The organism is Xenorhabdus stockiae, assembly GCF_002632825.1.
GTDB lineage: Bacteria > Pseudomonadota > Gammaproteobacteria > Enterobacterales > Enterobacteriaceae > Xenorhabdus > Xenorhabdus stockiae.
In genome coordinates, this window is the sequence record NZ_NJAJ01000005.1 from 26,165 (window position 1) to 44,768 (window position 18,604).

Below are 18,604 nucleotides of genomic sequence, written 5' to 3' on the forward strand. Positions count from 1 at the left end.
TTTTATTAAATAAAGATAATTTATGTGTTTAAGATTCAACCCACACTAGGTTTGTTATACTATTTTTTATAATATGTTTATTAAATCATTAAAGTAATTGTTTGTTCTTAGATATAAGATGTAAACAGAGAAATCAATAACACTTTGATAAAAATAATTTTTCTCATTTTATTTTATCTATCGGATCACACTAAGATTCAAACAAAAAAAGAAAATAAACATTATTTTAACAAAATGCAATCATCACAGATTAAAAGACCATCTTCATCACAAAATATTGCAACAACATCCAGTAATAGACGGTTATGTCATGAATGTATGTGTCAAAAACAGTATTACTCAACTCGAAAAAACAAGCAGTTAAATAAATAATGGAAAGATTTTTAGTGAAAAATAGAAAAACTTTTATTAACTAACCATACTCTTTATTGGATGTCTGTTAATTATTTTTCACTTATTTTATCATAAAATATATTACCAAAATTTACTTAACAAATAATTTCGTAAAAGTTAAATAAATATTTAAAATATTCCCTAATACTTTTTTTGATAATCATTATCAAAAAACTAACAGCTGAATGGTATCAGCTTGCTGTTTTCATGATCTAAATCACTATTCAAAAATCCTCCGATGATAAGCTGTGTTCAAAAGCCATTCTCAGAAAAAACACATAAACCATTTTTAACAATATGAATTAATAAAGTTTTTTAAGGTAATTGGCACTATTTATGCAAGTATGTTAGTGACGAATTTCACGACATGACTTTCAGTCACAATAACCGAACAGCCAATTCCCTGAAAAAATTTAACTTTTATTAGGAGTAATCTTTATGGCTGTCACTCAGATTGCTGAACTGAACGAATTAGTTGCTCGCGTGAAAAAAGCTCAACGAGAATTCGCCAGCTTTTCACAGGAACAGGTTGACCAAATATTTCGTGCTGCTGCTTTTGCTGCTGCTGATGCTCGTATCCCGCTGGCGAAATTAGCTGTCTCTGAATCGGGAATGGGGGTTGTAGAAGATAAAGTAATCAAGAACCATTTTGCTTCTGAATACATTTATAACGCCTATAAAGATGATAAAACATGTGGAATTTTATCTGAGGATGATACTTTTGGTACAATCACTATAGCGGAACCTGTCGGTATTATTTGTGGTATTGTTCCGACAACCAACCCAACCTCAACCGCCATTTTCAAGGCGCTTATCAGCCTGAAAACCCGTAACGGTATTATTTTTTCTCCACACCCACGAGCTAAAAATGCCACAAATAAAGCAGCAGAAATCGTTTTACAAGCGGCTGTCGCTGCTGGTGCACCAAAAGACATTATCGGCTGGATAGACGAACCGTCTGTTGAGCTCTCAAATGCGTTGATGCATCACCCTGATATTAATCTCATTCTGGCAACTGGCGGCCCCGGAATGGTAAAAGCCGCCTACAGCTCAGGTAAACCCGCTATCGGCGTTGGGGCAGGTAATACCCCTGTTGTGATTGATGAATCAGCAGACATCAAGCGGGCTGTTGCATCGATTTTAATGTCCAAAACGTTCGATAACGGTGTGATATGTGCTTCTGAACAATCTGTTATTGTGGTTGATAGTGTTTATAAACAAGTCCGTGAACGCTTTTCCAGTCATGGAGGTTATATTCTACAGGGGAAAGAACTGAAGGCAGTTCAAACTATTATTTTGAAAAATGGCAGCCTGAATGCCGCAATTGTCGGTCAGCCAGCCATAAAAATAGCAGAAATGGCGGGTATCAGCGTTCCCGAAAATACAAAAATTCTTATTGGTGAAGTTACAATTGTGGATGAAAAAGAACCATTCGCCCATGAAAAATTATCACCTTTATTAGCCATGTATCGGGGGAAAGATTTTGGAGATGCCGTCGGAAAAGCAGAAAAATTAGTTGAAATGGGGGGAATTGGTCACACCTCTTCACTTTATATCGACCAAGACAATCAAGCTGCCCGTATTAAATATTTCGGCGATAAAATGAAAACGGCCCGTATCTTAATTAATACTCCTGCATCTCAGGGTGGTATTGGTGACCTTTACAACTTTAAACTCTCCCCTTCCCTGACGCTCGGATGCGGCTCTTGGGGCGGAAACTCTATTTCAGAGAACGTCGGGCCAAAACATTTGATCAATACCAAAACTGTCGCGAAAAGAGCTGAAAATATGCTGTGGCATAAAATCCCTAAATCTATCTATTTCCGTCGTGGCTCATTACCAATTGCTCTAGAAGAAGTGGCAACGGATGGTGCCAAACGAGCCTTTATCGTGACAGACGCTTTCCTATTTAATAATGGTTATGCCGATCAAGTCATCAGGGTCTTAAAATCTCATAATGTAGAAACAGAAGTATTTTTTGAAGTTGAAGCTGACCCTACTTTAAGTATTGTCCGAAAAGGTGCTGAACAGATGCGTTTGTTCAAACCAGATATCATTATTGCTCTCGGTGGTGGCTCACCTATGGATGCAGCTAAAATCATGTGGGTAATGTATGAGCATCCTGAAACTCATTTTGAAGAATTGGCATTACGCTTTATGGATATTCGGAAACGTATCTATAAATTCCCCAAAATGGGTATAAAAGCAAAAATGGTGGCTATTACAACCACCTCGGGTACTGGCTCAGAAGTCACACCTTTTGCTGTTGTTACTGATGATATCACTGGTCAGAAATATCCATTGGCAGATTATGCACTGACACCGGATATGGCTATCGTTGATGCTAATCTTGTCATGGATATACCCCAATCATTATGTGCTTTTGGTGGCTTAGATGCTGTCACCCATGCGTTGGAGGCTTATGTTTCTGTTTTAGCCAATGAATACTCTGATGGGCAGGCTTTACAGGCGTTAAAACTACTGAAAGATTTTCTCCCAGCCAGCTACCAGCAGGGAGCCCAGAACCCAGTGGCCCGTGAACGTGTCCATAATGCTGCAACTATCGCCGGGATCGCTTTTGCCAATGCCTTTTTAGGTGTCTGTCATTCTATGGCTCATAAACTTGGTTCTGAATTCCGTATTCCACACGGATTAGCAAACGCTTTGCTGATCTGTAATGTAATACGTTATAACGCCAATGATAATCCAACTAAACAAACTGCATTCAGTCAATATGACCGCCCTCAAGCAAGACGCCGTTACGCTGAAATTGCAGAACATTTAGGATTAAGTAAACCAGGTGACCGCACCGCTACTAAAATTGAAAAACTGCTGGCATGGTTAGAAGAATTAAAATCCCAACTTAATATTCCAGACTCAATCCGTGCGGCCGGAGTTCAGGAAAGTGATTTTCTGGCAAAAATTGATAAACTCGCAGAAGATTCTTTTGATGATCAATGTACCGGTGCGAACCCTCGTTACCCGCTAATTACTGAGTTAAAACAATTGTTGCTGGATTCTTTCTATGGACGTAAATTTATAGAATCGCCCATATCACAGGAAGGCGCTAAAATTGAAAAATAATAAGAAATAATAAACTAATGTAATCTAAAAGGCATCAGAGTATATCTGATGCCATTTTATTAATTCATTTTTCTAATTTAATCGTATTACCCATACAAACGGATTATATCTGTTCAGCTTTTTTGACTTTAGCTTCATGAATGACGTCATAATAGTGCCTACGGCACACTGAGACATATTTTTCGTTACCACCAATATCAACCTGTGCCCCATCATAAACAACATTCCCATCGCTGCCAAAACGCAGAACACGGCTTGCTTTTCTTCCACAATGACAGATTGTTTTCAGTTCAACTAATTTATCCGCCCAGGCAAGAAGATATTGGCTGCCTTTAAATAATTCGCCCTGAAAATCTGTTCTTAATCCATAACAGAGAACAGGAATATCATCGTAATCAACAATTTCACAAAGCTGCTCAACATGTTCTTTTGTTAAAAACTGACACTCATCAATCAAAATACAATGAATCTTTTCTGCACCATTTTCACGTCTGATAAGCTCAGCAATATTAATGTCTGGTGAAAACTGTAAGGCATCCGCAGATAGCCCAATACGGGAACTTACCTTCCCTTTTCCAAATCGTGTATCTATTTCTGCTGTAAAAATCAACGTCCTCATTCCTCTTTCGTTATAGTTATAGGAAGACTGTAATAATGAAGTTGATTTTCCTGCATTCATAGCAGAATAATAAAAATAAAGCTGAGCCATTGGCCCGTCCGTCCTCTTGTCAAATTTAATCAAGCAATATATGCCCGCAAGTTTACCACAAACTTAACTCAAGGTTATCCTTTGTTATTGACCCAATGGGATATGAAAGAAAAACGAAATGAAAGTAAAAGAAATATTTTTATGATAGTCATCACATTTGTGCATATAAAATCAGCACGATAAGCACTTACTGGATGACAAATGAACAAAATTAATATCAGAAGTAAATATCGATTTTATATTCCACAATTTGCATATTAATAATCAAAACGGTTTACTTTTACTCGACCCATATCGCTATAATCATAACCAGTGGATTACCCATAAAAAAAATTTCATCTCACACTTGAAAACCAATTTATTTTCAGATGAATAGTTAGCATATCTTACAGATTGACTATAAATTAGTTTTATATGTCTAAGTTAATCCTTGAGCAGCTTTGAGTAATCTACGTCTAACCGTTATCGAGAAATGATAAATCCAATAGTAGAATTAAAACACAATATATCGATTATCAAAAAAATTGCATTTTAAAAATGGATCTTTTAGCCTTAGAAAGTAAATTCACTATTGCAGAAAATAAAATAGCATTCTATTATTATCCATACATCAGCCATCATCATTATAATTTGAGACCAGGACAATGAGCGAAAATTTAAAATCCCTAAATAACATCCGTACTTTGCGCGCACAAGCAAGAGAATGTGAACTTGCTACTTTAGAAGAAATGCTGGAGAAACTGACGATTGTTGTTGAAGAACGTCGTGATGAAGAAAGCCAGGCTCGTGCTCAAATAGAAGAGCGCACACGTAAACTTCAAGAATACCGTGAAATGCTGGAAAAAGACGGTATCGAATTAAGCGATTTAGTAGACGCTTTAAGTGGTAAAGCTTCTGGTAAATCTAAGCGTGCTACTCGCCCAGCTAAATATTCATATATTGACGAAGGCGAAACTAAAACTTGGACCGGCCAAGGCCGTACTCCAGCAGTAATCAAAAAAGCAATTGAAGAAGAAGGCAAAAGTCTGGAAGATTTTCTGATCTAATCAGTTACTTTGTCATCTAATAACAAAAATACCCTATGAAGGGTATTTTTGTTTTATGGTTAATAAACCTGACTAAGTTAATTATGGGCTGATGTACGAACACAACCGATTATATGCTCCTTTGCATTCTCGGTGTGAAAAAAACAATTTAACATTAACTTAGTTTTTTATTAACATAGAATTAAAAAAGGAGCTAATAGCTCCTTTTCTTATTATTAAACTAATGTTAAGACATCTGATAAAAATTCAGATACCAATCAACAAATTGTTTCACACCCTCTCTTATTGGTGTATTAGGAGAAAAACCAATTTTCTCGTACAGCGCCCTAGAGTCCGCACAAGTAGACAGCACATCGCCATCCTGAATTTCCATAAAGTTTTTCGCTGCTTTTATCCCTAATGAAGCTTCAATAGCTTCAATAAAATCAACCAATTTTGTTGGCTGGCCATTACCAATATTATAAATACGATATGGCGCTGAGCTAGCAGAGACTTGACCAGTTTCAACTGACCAATCTTTATTAGGTTCGGGAATAATAGCCTGTAATCTGATTATAGACTCGACAATATCATCAATATATGTGAAATCCCTTACCATATCTCCATGGTTATAAACATCAATAGGCCGCTCCTCTAACATCGCTTTAGTAAACTTGAATAAAGCCATATCAGGGCGTCCCCACGGACCATATACCGTAAAGAAACGTAAACCTGTGGTTGGTAATTTATAAAGATGTGAATAACTGTGAGACATTAATTCATCAGCTTTTTTAGTCGCTGCGTATAAAGAGACCGGATGATCAACCGAATCATCAGTAGAAAATGGTTGTTTTTTATTTAACCCATATACTGAGCTTGAAGATGCATATAATAAATGTTCAATATTGTTGTGACGACACCCTTCAAGAATATTCATGTGACCAACAATATTGGCATCAATATATGCCATTGGGTTCTGTATTGAATAACGAACACCTGGTTGAGCCCCTAAATGGATAACTCTCTGAAATTGGTGCTTAGTAAACAATTCAGCGATCCCGACTCTATCAGCTAAATCTAGTTTTTCAAATTTAAAACCGGGATGAGGGAGTAATAAATTTAATCTTGCCTGCTTCAAATTAACATCATAATAATCATTGATGTTATCAATGCCGACAACGTCATATCCCATATTCAATAACCGCTGGCTTACATGAAAACCAATAAAACCAGCGGAACCTGTTACTAAAAATTTCATATCACAACTCAAATAACTGGATTGATAGAGTCACCACGGCCAATGCCATAATATGTGAACCCTCTGGCTTGCAAGCGCTCCGGATCATAAAGATTACGCCCATCAAAAATAACCGGAGTGTTAAGCGAGTCTTTTATAAGATCAAAATCAGGTGCTCTAAAGTTTTGCCACTCCGTGCAAATAATAAGAGCATCAGCACCTTTTAAGGCTGCTTCTTTTGTTCCCATCAGAGCAAGATCATCGCGCTGCCCATAAATACGCTGAGTTTCCTGCATTGCTTCCGGATCATAAGCCTGTATTTTAGCACCACTTTCCCATAAGGTTTCCATCAATACCCGGCTTGATGCTTCTCGCATATCATCGGTATTAGGTTTAAATGATAGTCCCCATATGGCAAATGTTTTACCAGATAAATCGGTCCCAAAATGATGTTTAACGAAAGAAGGAAGTTTTCTTTTTTGTTTTTCGTTAACCAACTCAACTGCCTGTAAAATCTTTGGTGTATAGCCAATCTGCTCCGAAGTACGAATTAGTGCCTGAACATCTTTTGGAAAACATGAACCACCGTATCCACAACCCGGATAAATAAAATGATATCCAATACGTGAATCAGAACCAATCCCCTGACGTACATGTTCAATATCAGCGCCCAGCATTTCTGCCAGATTAGCAATTTCATTCATAAAGCTAATTTTGGTAGCTAACATGCAATTAGCAGCATATTTTGTCAGCTCTGCACTGCGGATATCCATAACTATCATGCGGTCATGGTTACGATTGAACGGCTCATACAGCTCTCTCATAACTTCAACCACACCATCGTCATCACAGCCAATGATAATGCGCTCAGGACGCATGCAATCAGCAACTGCAGCCCCCTCTTTCAAAAACTCAGGATTGGATACGACATGATATGGAATACCCATCCCACGTTCAGCTAAAACTGCCTGCATCACAGCTTTGACTTTATCCGCAGTGCCTACAGGGACAGTAGATTTATCAACCACCACTTTATGACTATCCATATTTTCTGCGATGGTACGGGCTACGGCAGTGACATATTGCAGATCTGCCGAGCCATCTTCATCGGGAGGTGTTCCGACAGCGATAAACTGTAATTTGCCATGTGCTACACCAGCTTTGGCATCTGTCGTAAAACTCAGACGCCCTTGTGCATAGTTTTTCTTAACCAGAGGTTCCAACCCCGGCTCAAAAATAGGGATCTGCCCATTTTTCAGGTTTTCAACTTTTTTTGCATCAACATCAACACAAAGTACGTCGTGCCCTACCTCAGCAAACACAGTTGCCTGGACTAAGCCAACGTAGCCAATACCAAATACAGTTACTTTCATCTCACATCCTAAATTACCAATAGATTATTTTTCAATCTGATCCTGCAAAGTCATAATCCAGTCTTTAAATGATTCTCCCAATTGCTTATGCTTCATTCCATATTCAACAAACGCCTGCATATAACCCAGTTTATTACCACAATCATGGCTACGGCCTTTTAAGTGATATGCTTCAACCGGTTCTTTTTCCATCAACATAGCAATAGCATCAGTAAGCTGGATTTCATCCCCTGCACCCGGCGCAGTTTTTGCTAATAGCGGCCAGATTTTTTCAGATAGTACGTAACGACCTACAATAGAAAGATTCGATGGTGCCTCTTCAGGTTTAGGTTTTTCAACAACACGGGCAATCGGCTTACTGTCACCAGGTTGTAAATTTTCCCCAAAACAGTCAACAATACCATAGTCAGAAACGCTTTCATAAGGAACTGGCTCGACTAGTATCTGACTCGCACCATTCTCATTAAAACGTGACAACATTTCGCTCAGGTTGTATTTCGATAAATCTGTGCTGTACTCATCCAAAATAACATCAGGAAGAATAACGGCAAACGGTTCATCCCCAATCAGTGGCTTAGCGCATAACACTGCATGCCCCAACCCTTTTGCAATCCCCTGACGGGTTTGCATGATTGTCACGTGGTTTGGACAAATAGACTGAACTTCTTCTAATAACTGACGCTTAACCCTTCTTTCCAGAATCGCTTCCAATTCAAAACTGGTATCAAAATGATTTTCTATCGAATTTTTGGATGAGTGTGTAACCAGAATGATCTCGTTAATTCCTGCTTTAATACATTCATTAACAACATATTGAATCAGTGGCTTATCAACCAGAGGCAGCATTTCCTTAGGGATAGCTTTGGTAGCTGGTAACATCCTAGTCCCCAAGCCGGCAACAGGGATCACAGCTTTTTTTACTTTTTTATTTATGACTAACATTACATAATCTCCTGTGGCTACGTTATGACTGAAAAACTCCTTTTACAGCATAAACGATAGCCCAAACTCTTTAAAAAATCGTATGTGTGAAAAATTGAATATGTGAAAAGAATCACATACTAAAAAATGCGCGCAAGAGTATATCAGCTAACTTAACCAGATATACAGTTAATGGAAGTTTAATTATATTTTTTATATGGCAATACATAACATTACCGTAGCAAATATACATATAAGATACATATATCTAACAAGTGTCCGTTTTATTATAGCGAAAATGGGCATAAGAGATGCCTCGATAATATAGACAGCTATGGCTCGTTGCACTCTGGGCAAACATTGCGACCAAGCTCTGTATTCAGGTATTATCAGATAGATTATTACTAGTTATATTCCTACATACCCTTACAGTATTGTTCATGTAAACAACAAGTTTTTTAATTCACCGGAGTGATTTTGACAACAATATGCCCCTGCGGTAGCAGCTTATCTTTCGCACACTGCTGCAGCCCCTATCTTGATAACCATCGCCCTGCCCCAAATGCTGAATCTCTGATGCGTTCCAGATATAGCGCTTATGTAACAAAAAATATTGATTATCTTATTGCAACCTGGCATCCCGACTGTAAAGCCGAAACCTGGCGCTCAGAAATAGAACAAAGCTTTGTCGGTGTCGAGTGGATGGGGTTAAATGTGATCAGCGCAGATAAAGGTCTACATAATGACGAAGCCTATGTCGAATTTTCAGCTTGCTTTATTGAACAGGCAAAGCAAGATAGACAACTGATACATGAGCGCTCCCGTTTTTTGCGCATTGAACAACATTGGTTCTATATTGATGGTATTCGCCCTCAAACTGGACGCAATGACCCGTGCCCATGTGGTTCAGGAAAGAAATATAAAAAATGCTGTAGTTAAAAACTATAAATTTCAAACAAAATCATTCACACAGTAAAAAATTTGAGGTTACATTATTCATGCAAAACGCAATCATACAAAAAAAAATCTTGCGTACTATTTGTCCTGATTCCAAAGGATTAATCGCGAAAATCACCAATATTTGTTATAAGCATCAATTAAATATTGTTCAGAATAGTGAATTTGTTGACCACCTAACTGGCCGTTTTTTCATGCGTACAGAGCTGGAAGGTATCTTCAATGATGAAACATTTCTGACTGACCTAGATGATGCCCTTCCTGCCGGATCGAACCGTGAATTAAATACAGCAGGCCGACGCCGCATTGTTATCATGGTAACAAAAGAAGCTCACTGTATTGGTGATATATTAGTAAAAAGCGCTTACGAAGGTTTGGATGTGGAGATAGCCGCAGTTATCGGTAACCACACCACTCTGCAATCATTAGTTGAGCAGTTTGGTATTCCATTCCATCATATCAGTCATGAAGGTTTAAGCCGGGAACAACATGACGAAGCGCTAATGGCTCAGATTGATCAATATAATCCCGATTATGTTGTACTTGCTAAGTATATGCGCGTTTTAACACCTGCATTTGTTCAGCATTACCCGAATCAAATTATTAATATCCATCACTCATTCCTGCCTGCATTCATTGGAGCCCGTCCTTACCATCAAGCCTATGAACGTGGAGTTAAAATCATTGGCGCTACTGCACATTACGTCAATGATAATCTGGATGAAGGCCCTATCATCACTCAGGATGTAATTAATGTGGATCACGGTTATACGGCTGAGGACATGATGCGGGCAGGACGAGATGTTGAGAAAAATGTGCTGAGTAAAGCACTACACTCTGTTCTTTCTCAGCGAGTATTTGTCTATGGCAATCGCACTGTGATCTTATAATGGAATGAAATTTGTTCTCAGGGATTAAATAACCAGCACTTGATAGCTGATTTTTAAATATTTACTTTACAGCGGCGGTTCATTTGATATGATTCCGTCCGCTGACAACAACAGCGTACAATTCAAAATCTGGTGGGGTTCCCGAGCGGCCAAAGGGAGCAGACTGTAAATCTGCCGTCACAGACTTCGAAGGTTCGAATCCTTCCCCCACCACCATCTAATGATAGAATCTTAATTTACCAATAAATAGAAAGCCTAATTAATTCCCAGAGGGAAGGATGAGAATCTTCGACCAAGGTTCGAATTGAGCGTAGCGAAATAACAGCACTCAGCGCACTGATCCATAGAGTGAGGAAGCTCAGTCATAAATCATTCTTCCTCAACACCATCCAGATAATCCGTTTATTAGCTATCACATTACTCAAGTAAAATTGCTTCCTGCTTCAATAAAGAGCAATTTTCACGAGTTTCGTTAGGGAATATATTGAAATTATTTGGCTATATTCAGATAAGCGCAATGAAATCACGATATGTGCGACATTCTGAGCTGCGAGATAAAAAAATGTAAGGTGAGTATAAATCGTAGTAGCGCGTCATCCTTCCCCCACCATATTCAAAATTATATTCCATTATTTGCATTTACTGTCAAAGCTAACAGATATATTGCTTGGGGGAAGAACCATCTAATTTACTCAATGAGTAAATGAATATTGTAAAATTGGTGTGCTCACAGAACACCAATAGCGGAGCTCTGGAGGATCTGCAATTCGCTCCGCTTATGCAATCGGTTACTCCATATCACTAACAGAATCGATAAAACGATTCAACACGCTTGAGTGTGATTTAGATTTATAGACGTAACACTGATTAACTGCATCAGCTCGTGAAATTGGAATAAAACCCAAACTTTTTCCTTCCTCTAATGCACCAGAACGGGCATCTGTAATAAAAATATAATCTTTAGACTGAATAAAATTAAGACAACACTCCATATTGTCCATTTGTCTTATATTAGCCTTTTCTCCATTTTTCTGCATATCCTCTTCTAAATTCTTTATAAAATCACTTTTATAGAGAACTGGATCGCATAACCATGTTTTATTTTTCAATAGCTGAGTTAAATCACCATTGGATTCATCAATTAATTCCTGACGACAACAAACGCCTAAATTCTGGCCTTCAATTTTTCGCACCAGACTGAATCTATCACTGAGGATTTTTTCAGAACTTAGGATTATGGTATTTCCCTCATAATCAACTATTTCATCGATGTTATCATAACTGAATCGTAATATATTAACTTGAGCATTATTTCTATCTGCAGCTTTATACAGCGAAATCAGATGCCTATCTTTCCCCCAATCATAGTAGATATTAACACTATTACAAATAGTCCCACTAAAGTGTTTCTTTGTAATTTCTTTTTCTTTCAAATAAAGTTCTTTTAAGTCATTATATAGTTCCGCTCCGTCTTTAGTCAGTATCATCCCAAACTTCTCCCTTTTAAATAAGCGCTTTCCTAACGTCGCCTCAAAGTCTTTAATTGATTTAGCGACTGGGGGAGTCGTACGGTTCATCACTCTTGCCGCTTTGCTTAAAGAACCCATTTCCACCACCGCCATGAATGCTTCTAATTTACGAGAAAAAAACATAATTCACCGTTCCTATGTAACTTGTGGCTAAAATAATATCCTTGAAATGGCCTTCTCATCAGGTAACCGCTAAATCAAACTTGATATTGTGAAGGTATAATTTTGTACAATAAAAATAGCTATTTTTCAAATGGCATTTATATGAAATGCCAGCCCCTGATGCAAAAATGCGGTTCAGATGAACTATATTATTCACCTGTATCATGATGAATATTCCATCGTGAATGTAAACCATTAATAAATATAAACATGGCCTACAGGTTCAATTTTCTATCAGAGATTGATTAACTCTTCTACTTTTTCATTAATTATTTTTTGTAACGCGTGACATAGAATAAATTTCAAGAATAAAAAATCTCACCTAAAAACATAATATCGAATGTGAATATAACAGAGCATTACTAATTAAATAAGCATTTATTTATTAAATTTCCACTTATTAAGTATATGCTTTTCTATTATTTAACATGATTACATTCTTTGAATTTGAATAATAAGCGAATTATATTCAATATCACATTACATATATGAGTAAAATAGTGAAACATCTAGATAATCTGCCTAAAATTATTATTTAATAAATGGTTACATTCTTATTTATATCTGATAAGATTGAAAAGAAAAACATTATTTAGGTGATTATAACGATATGAAATTTGTATCATTCAATATTAATGGACTGCGGGCGCGTCCTCACCAACTTGCTGCGATTGTTGAACAACATCAACCTGATGTTATCGGATTACAGGAAACAAAAGTTCATGATGAAATGTTTCCTTTAGAAGAAGTCAGTCAACTTGGCTATCATATCTTCTATCACGGTCAAAAATCTCATTATGGAGTTGCCCTACTGACTCGCCAACAGCCGATAGCTGTCAGGAAAGGTTTTCCAACTGACGACGACGATGCTCAACGCCGCATTATCATGGCAGATATCGAAACTCCTTCCGGCTTACTGACTGTGATTAACGGTTATTTTCCACAAGGTGAAAGTCGTAATCATGAGATAAAATTCCCTGCAAAAGAGAAATTTTATCAGGATCTGCAAACCTATCTGGAAACAAATCAATCTCCGGGATCCAATATTCTCATTATGGGCGATATGAATATCAGCCCGACTGACCTAGATATTGGAATAGGAGAGAATAATCAGAAACGTTGGTTAAAAACCGGAAAATGTTCTTTCCTGCCTGAAGAAAGAGAATGGATGGAACGCCTAAAAAACTGGGGACTGGTTGATACATTCCGGGCTCATCATCCGGAAATCAGTAACCAATTCTCGTGGTTTGATTACCGCTCAAAAGGGTTTAACGATAACCGTGGACTTCGCATTGACTTGCTGCTTGCAAGCCAGCCATTAGCAGAAAAATGCCTCTCTGCTGGTATTGATTATGATATCCGTGCCATGGAAAAACCTTCCGATCACGCACCAGTCTGGGCTGAATTTAAGATTTAAAATAAAATACAGCATCGCACAATTTCGGTGCTGTATTTTTCTCTCTTTATTTCTTAAATTATTCAGCTTTATTTGTCTGCTTGGTTTTAGCTTGCTTACCTTTACCTTTTTTTCCTTTCACAGGAGCAGGAGGCAGATCCCTGAAAGCTTTCAAATTTCTATACTGCTTTGCCTGCCAAATCAACTGTTGCAATGTTTCATGAAGAGGCGACATAAAATCCTGATAACGGAATTGCTTCTCACTGATTTGAGTTAGTTTGGATTCCCAATGTGCGGTCATATCAGGCAAGACAGCCATATCAGGTAAAACATGAATTAACGCACGACCTGCTGGTGTTGCATGAATATATCGTCCCTTTTTATACAGAAATTCCCGCTTGAACAATAATTCAATAATTCCGGCTCTTGTTGCTTCCGTCCCCAAACCATCTGTTGCCCGTAAAACTTTTTTCAGCGCTTTATCCTGAACAAATCTGGCGATACCGGTCATAGCAGATAATAAAGTGGCATCAGTGAAATGGCGTGGTGGCTGAGTCTGCCTTTCCACGACTTCTCCTTTCTCACATAACAGTTCATCACCTTTAGCAACAATCGGCAGAGGTGTGCCCTCATTTTCCTCATCACGTTCTTTGTTGCCCAATAAAGTTCGCCAGCCGGCTTCTGCCAGAAAGCGAGCCTTGGCAATGAACTTTCCACCAGCAATATCCAGTTCAATTGTGCATTTCCGGAATATAGCATCCGGGAAAAACTGCATCAGATACTGTCTGGCTACCAATCCATAAATATGCTGCTCATTTTCTGTCAACTTAACCTGACTGCTTCGCGCTGTGGGAATAATTGCATGATGTGCATCAACTTTTTTATCATCCCAGCAACGATTCTTTTTTTCCGTATCAAGCGCATCCTGAGGCAACAAATGGCTGGCATGTACCGAAATAGCGTTTAAAACAGCCTGACGACCCGCAAAATGTTCTTCTGGTAGGTAACGACAATCTGAACGCGGGTATGTAATCAATTTATGGGTTTCATACAGCCGCTGACAAATATCCAGAACATCCTGAGCACTCAGTCCAAAACGTCTGGCTGCTTCGATCTGTAATGAAGAAAGAGAAAATGGCAAAGGCGCTGTTTCTGATTCCCGTTTGTCCTGATAGGCAGCAATATAGGCAGGCTGCCCGATAATGCGCATTACTACATGTTCTGCTAAAGGCCGGTGAATAACTCGCCCTTCTTCATCCTGAAAATCCACACAGGATTCACTGGGCTGCCATACCGCGGTGAACCGCTCTTCTTTCGGGGTAATAATATGAGCTTTAACCTCAAAGAAATCCTTTGGTACAAAATGTTCTATTTCTTCATCACGGCGAACAACCAAGCCCAGTACTGGAGTCTGCACTCGGCCAACTGATAGAACCCCTTGATAACCAGCATTCCGACCTAATAAGGTATAAGCTCGGGTCATATTGATCCCATAAAGCCAATCAGCCCTTGCTCTGGCTAAAGCTGAAACACACAGGGGAATAAATTCCCGGTTACTCCTCAGACGTTCGACAGCTTTAAGTACTGCCTGAGGATTTAAATCGTTGATCAGACAACGTTGGACATTCTGCTTTTTATTGTCTTCCAGTTGCAAAAAATCCAGCACTTCATCCACCAGCAACTGCCCTTCGCGATCCGGGTCTCCGGCATGAACAATTTCATCAGCCCTTGCCAGAAGAGATTTAATCGTATTGAGCTGTTTAGCAACCGCTTCTCGTGGTTTTAACTGCCATTTTTCAGGAATAATTGGCAAATCAGCCAAGACCCAGCGCGCATAACGGCTATCGTATACATCTGGCTCAGCTTGTTCTAACAAATGACCTACACACCAAGTAACAACCTGACTATCACCACACTCAATAAACCCATCTCCCCGACGATGAGGTTTCGGTAAAATATCGGCAATAGCACGTGCGAGGCTAGGTTTTTCAGCAATAAAAAGACGCATGGAATTTGTAACAACTTCAATCAATGCCCTGTCTGAGTGTGGTTAATTCAGTTCACCTAGGCAATAAATTAATGGGATAAGCTGATGTAGTGGTGTTTATCCTATCCACCACATCAGGTAATGATATATCTAGTAACTCTAACAGTAATTTTTAGAAATAACTGACAAAATCAGTTAAATCTGGTGAAGATACTTTCATTGGTGATTTAAGCTCTGGTGTACCCAGATAGAGGAACCCAACAATTTTGTCGTGCTCTTCACATCCCAGTCCGGCTCTGACTGTTGAATCTTCTGTCCAAGAACCAGAACGCCATATTCCACCAAACCCTTGAGCCACGGCAGCCATTTGCATGGCATGTACTGCACAGCCTGCTGCTACAACCTGTTCCCATTCTGGCACTTTTACATGCTCAACTACTTTAGCAATAACAGTGATAATCATCGGTGCGCGATAAGGGGCATTTTTTGCTTTTTCTGCCACATCTTCACCCATTTCACCATTAATTGCTGCCTGTTCGAGCAATTTACTGAATTTATCAATTCCTTCCCCTTGCATGACAATAAAATGCCAGGGACGTAATGCTCCATGGTCTGGTGCTCTCATCCCGGCAGCAAGGATATTCTGCAATTCATCCCCCGCAGGGACCGGAGTAGTTAAACGTGCAACAGAACGACGATTCAATAAGAGTTCCAAGGCTTTCATAGTTTCCTCCTGAATAAGATAATCTATCACGACCGGACATTCTCTGTTTATTCGTTACCGAATGAAAGTGTAAATATTATTTTTTCAGTCATTTTCGTGATTTCTGGCTGACATTTATCAGTTAGCTGATTAGGATAATCTTATTTGATCTCATCATCGGAGATAGTATGCATACTTTATGGAGGCTTATAGCAGGGCTACTTAAATGGAGTTGGAAACTGCTAAATTTCGCTCGCCAATTTATTTCCAATCTATTATTTATTGTATTTATTGTATTAGTTGCCAGTGGCGTTCTTATTTATAAAGAACAGTTCCCCGCAGATGATAGTGATTATGGTGGAGCATTATACGTCAATTTATCAGGTACTATCGTTGATCGGGTATCTGCTCGTAATCCGCTGGATCAACTGGGCTGGGATCTTGTCTCTCCTTCCAGCGGCCGCATTCAACAAACTTCGCTATTTGATATTGTTGATAGTATTCGACGGGCAAAAAATGACACCAAAATTACCGGTATGGTGTTGAAACTGGATGATTTTGCAGGGGCTGATCAGGCATCGATGCTTTATATCGGCAAAGTCATCAACGAATTTAAAAGCTCAGGTAAATCCGTTATAGCTATTGGGCAGAACTACAGCCAGCCACAATACTATTTAGCCAGCTATGCTGACAAAATACTCCTTACCCCTCAAGGCGGTGTCTCACTTAAAGGTTATTCAAATAATCATTTATTCTATAAATCATTATTAGAAAACCTGAAAATCTCTACCCATATTTTCCGTGTTGGTACATACAAATCAGCCGTAGAGCCAATGATGCGGAATGATATGTCGGATGCTGCTCGCACAGCGGATTCCCTTTGGCTGAATGAACTTTGGAATAATTACCGACAGGATATTGCTACCAATAGAAAAATCCCAATCAGTCAGGTACTTCCTGAACCTTCAGTATTTATTGAAAAACTCCGTAAAGCAGGTGGAAACAGTGCTCTCTATGCTCTCCAGAACGGTCTGGTAGATAAAATCGCACCTCTGAATGTCATTGAGCAGAAGCTGGAAAAAAAATTCGGCTGGGATAAGAAAAACCAGCATTTCAACTACATCACTATCAATGATTATATTGCTAAAAAACCCATCGAAGATGCTTATCAGAACGATGGTAATATTGCAGTGATTGTGGTTGAAGGGGAAATCATGGATGGCAAACAATCCGGCAGTATAGCTGGCAGTGATACCATCGCAGAACAACTACGCCAAGCACGCCTGAACCCTAATATTAAAGCCATTATCTTGCGAGTAAACAGCCCCGGTGGCAGTATCAGTGCATCTGAACTTATCCGCAGTGAACTGGTAGCCATTCGGGAAGGTACTGATGCAAATGGCAAAAAGATCAATCAAAAGCCGATTGTTGTTTCCATGGGAGGACTTGCTGCATCAGGTGGTTACTGGGTTTCCACACCAGCTAACTATATTATCGCCTCCCCGAATACTTTAACTGGCTCAATTGGTGTTTTTGGTGCTATCACTACTTTTGAGAAAAGTCTTGATTATCTTGGTGTAAATACAGACGGTGTTTCAACTTACCCACTGGCTGACATTTCTACAACAAAAGGGATAAATCCTCTGTTTTCTGAAGTCATACAAATGTCGATTGAAAACGGCTATAGCCAGTTTATCGGGCTGGTAGCAAATTCTCGCCACAAAACAACTGCTGAAATTGAAAAAATCGCTGAAGGCCGTGTCTGGAGTGGTAGTGATGCTAAAAAGAATGGTCTGGTTGATCAGCTAGGCGATTTCGATGACGCCGTTAAGAAAGCCGCTGAACTGGCAGGCCTTAAAACAGTATCGCTAAGCTGGATGCAGCCTGAACTTTCATTTACTGAGAAACTGATGCTGGAATTTTCTTCATCAGCACAGGCAATTATGCCAAATACTTTACAGTCAATGTTGCCAGCTCCATTTGCTCAGGCAGCACAGGATATGAAAAAGCAGGCGGTATTTTATAGCCGCATGAATGACCCGCAAAATATTTATGCTTATTGCCTGAACTGTAGTGATATCCGCTGAGAATTCATCACCAGAACGTGATAATCACAATTAAATATAAAGCCTGATTGCCATACACAATGGGTTTCAAGATGCGTCGCGGCGGCAAGGGAGTTCATCCTCAGGAGCATAGATAACCGTATGTTTATAAAAACGGTAACTAGGGTGAACG

General features: G+C 39.0%; 13 protein-coding genes, 1 tRNA gene and 1 other RNA gene. 8 read left to right on the top strand and 7 right to left on the bottom strand.

What is annotated here, in order from left to right; translation table 11 throughout:
• Positions 1–831: 831 nt before the first annotated feature.
• Positions 832–3,477, top strand: a complete 2,646-nt coding sequence (adhE, locus tag Xsto_RS03055; protein ID WP_099124069.1) for a bifunctional acetaldehyde-CoA/alcohol dehydrogenase — start codon at positions 832–834, stop codon at positions 3,475–3,477.
• A gap of 103 nt (positions 3,478–3,580) precedes the next feature.
• On the opposite strand, the gene Xsto_RS03060 is transcribed toward adhE, so the two are convergent.
• On the bottom strand, positions 3,581–4,186 hold the full coding sequence (locus Xsto_RS03060) for a thymidine kinase (protein WP_099124070.1): 606 nt from the start codon (positions 4,184–4,186) through the stop codon (positions 3,581–3,583).
• A 644-nt stretch (positions 4,187–4,830) separates the two neighbouring features.
• Between Xsto_RS03060 and hns the strand changes: the two genes are divergently transcribed.
• The gene (gene hns, locus Xsto_RS03065; protein WP_099108088.1) at positions 4,831–5,232 is read left to right on the top strand and encodes a histone-like nucleoid-structuring protein H-NS; all 402 of its coding nucleotides are present in this window, start codon (positions 4,831–4,833) and stop codon (positions 5,230–5,232) included.
• A 226-nt stretch (positions 5,233–5,458) separates the two neighbouring features.
• Here the strand turns inward: hns and Xsto_RS03070 are convergent, their stop codons facing one another.
• From Xsto_RS03070 to galU, 3 genes are read right to left on the bottom strand one after another with little or no spacing between them, the layout of a single operon-like run.
• Positions 5,459–6,469: an NAD-dependent epimerase gene (locus tag Xsto_RS03070; RefSeq protein ID WP_099124071.1), complete on the bottom strand. Its 1,011-nt coding sequence runs from the start codon at positions 6,467–6,469 to the stop codon at positions 5,459–5,461.
• Positions 6,470–6,477: 8 nt separating this feature from the next.
• Entirely contained in the window at positions 6,478–7,821 is a 1,344-nt protein-coding gene (locus tag Xsto_RS03075; protein ID WP_099124072.1) for a UDP-glucose dehydrogenase family protein, read from the bottom strand.
• A gap of 24 nt (positions 7,822–7,845) precedes the next feature.
• Entirely contained in the window at positions 7,846–8,763 is a 918-nt protein-coding gene (gene galU, locus Xsto_RS03080; protein ID WP_099124073.1) for a UTP--glucose-1-phosphate uridylyltransferase GalU, read from the bottom strand.
• Positions 8,764–9,219: 456 nt separating this feature from the next.
• Here galU and Xsto_RS03085 point away from each other — a divergent pair, with 456 nt between their 5' ends.
• The 4 genes from Xsto_RS03085 (at position 9,220) to Xsto_RS03100 (ending at position 10,977) form a co-directional block, all read left to right on the top strand.
• Complete coding sequence (locus Xsto_RS03085) at positions 9,220–9,681, top strand: YchJ family protein (protein ID WP_099124074.1); 462 nt, start codon at positions 9,220–9,222, stop codon at positions 9,679–9,681.
• 59 nt (positions 9,682–9,740) lie between these two features.
• The gene (gene purU, locus Xsto_RS03090) at positions 9,741–10,589 is read left to right on the top strand and encodes a formyltetrahydrofolate deformylase (RefSeq protein WP_099124075.1); all 849 of its coding nucleotides are present in this window, start codon (positions 9,741–9,743) and stop codon (positions 10,587–10,589) included.
• Positions 10,590–10,720: 131 nt separating this feature from the next.
• Positions 10,721–10,805: transfer RNA gene (locus Xsto_RS03095), tRNA-Tyr, on the top strand.
• A 41-nt stretch (positions 10,806–10,846) separates the two neighbouring features.
• Positions 10,847–10,977, top strand: a non-coding RNA gene (locus Xsto_RS03100) — RtT sRNA.
• A gap of 400 nt (positions 10,978–11,377) precedes the next feature.
• Here the strand turns inward: Xsto_RS03100 and Xsto_RS03105 are convergent.
• Positions 11,378–12,241, bottom strand: coding sequence for a LysR family transcriptional regulator (locus Xsto_RS03105; protein ID WP_099108094.1), 864 nt, complete (start codon positions 12,239–12,241; stop codon positions 11,378–11,380).
• 649 nt (positions 12,242–12,890) lie between these two features.
• Here Xsto_RS03105 and xthA point away from each other — a divergent pair.
• A complete protein-coding gene (gene xthA / locus Xsto_RS03110) occupies positions 12,891–13,697 on the top strand; it encodes an exodeoxyribonuclease III (protein ID WP_099124076.1) in 807 nt (268 codons plus the stop codon).
• 58 nt (positions 13,698–13,755) lie between these two features.
• On the opposite strand, the gene Xsto_RS03115 is transcribed toward xthA, so the two are convergent.
• Positions 13,756–15,684: a DNA topoisomerase III gene (locus Xsto_RS03115; protein WP_099124131.1), complete on the bottom strand. Its 1,929-nt coding sequence runs from the start codon at positions 15,682–15,684 to the stop codon at positions 13,756–13,758.
• 151 nt (positions 15,685–15,835) lie between these two features.
• Positions 15,836–16,387 (bottom strand): NAD(P)H nitroreductase, encoded by a 552-nt coding sequence (locus Xsto_RS03120; protein WP_099124077.1) that lies wholly within the window; start codon positions 16,385–16,387, stop codon positions 15,836–15,838.
• Positions 16,388–16,554: 167 nt separating this feature from the next.
• Between Xsto_RS03120 and sppA the strand changes: the two genes are divergently transcribed.
• On the top strand, positions 16,555–18,453 hold the full coding sequence (gene sppA / locus Xsto_RS03125; protein ID WP_099124078.1) for a signal peptide peptidase SppA: 1,899 nt from the start codon (positions 16,555–16,557) through the stop codon (positions 18,451–18,453).
• Positions 18,454–18,604: the final 151 nt, after the last annotated feature.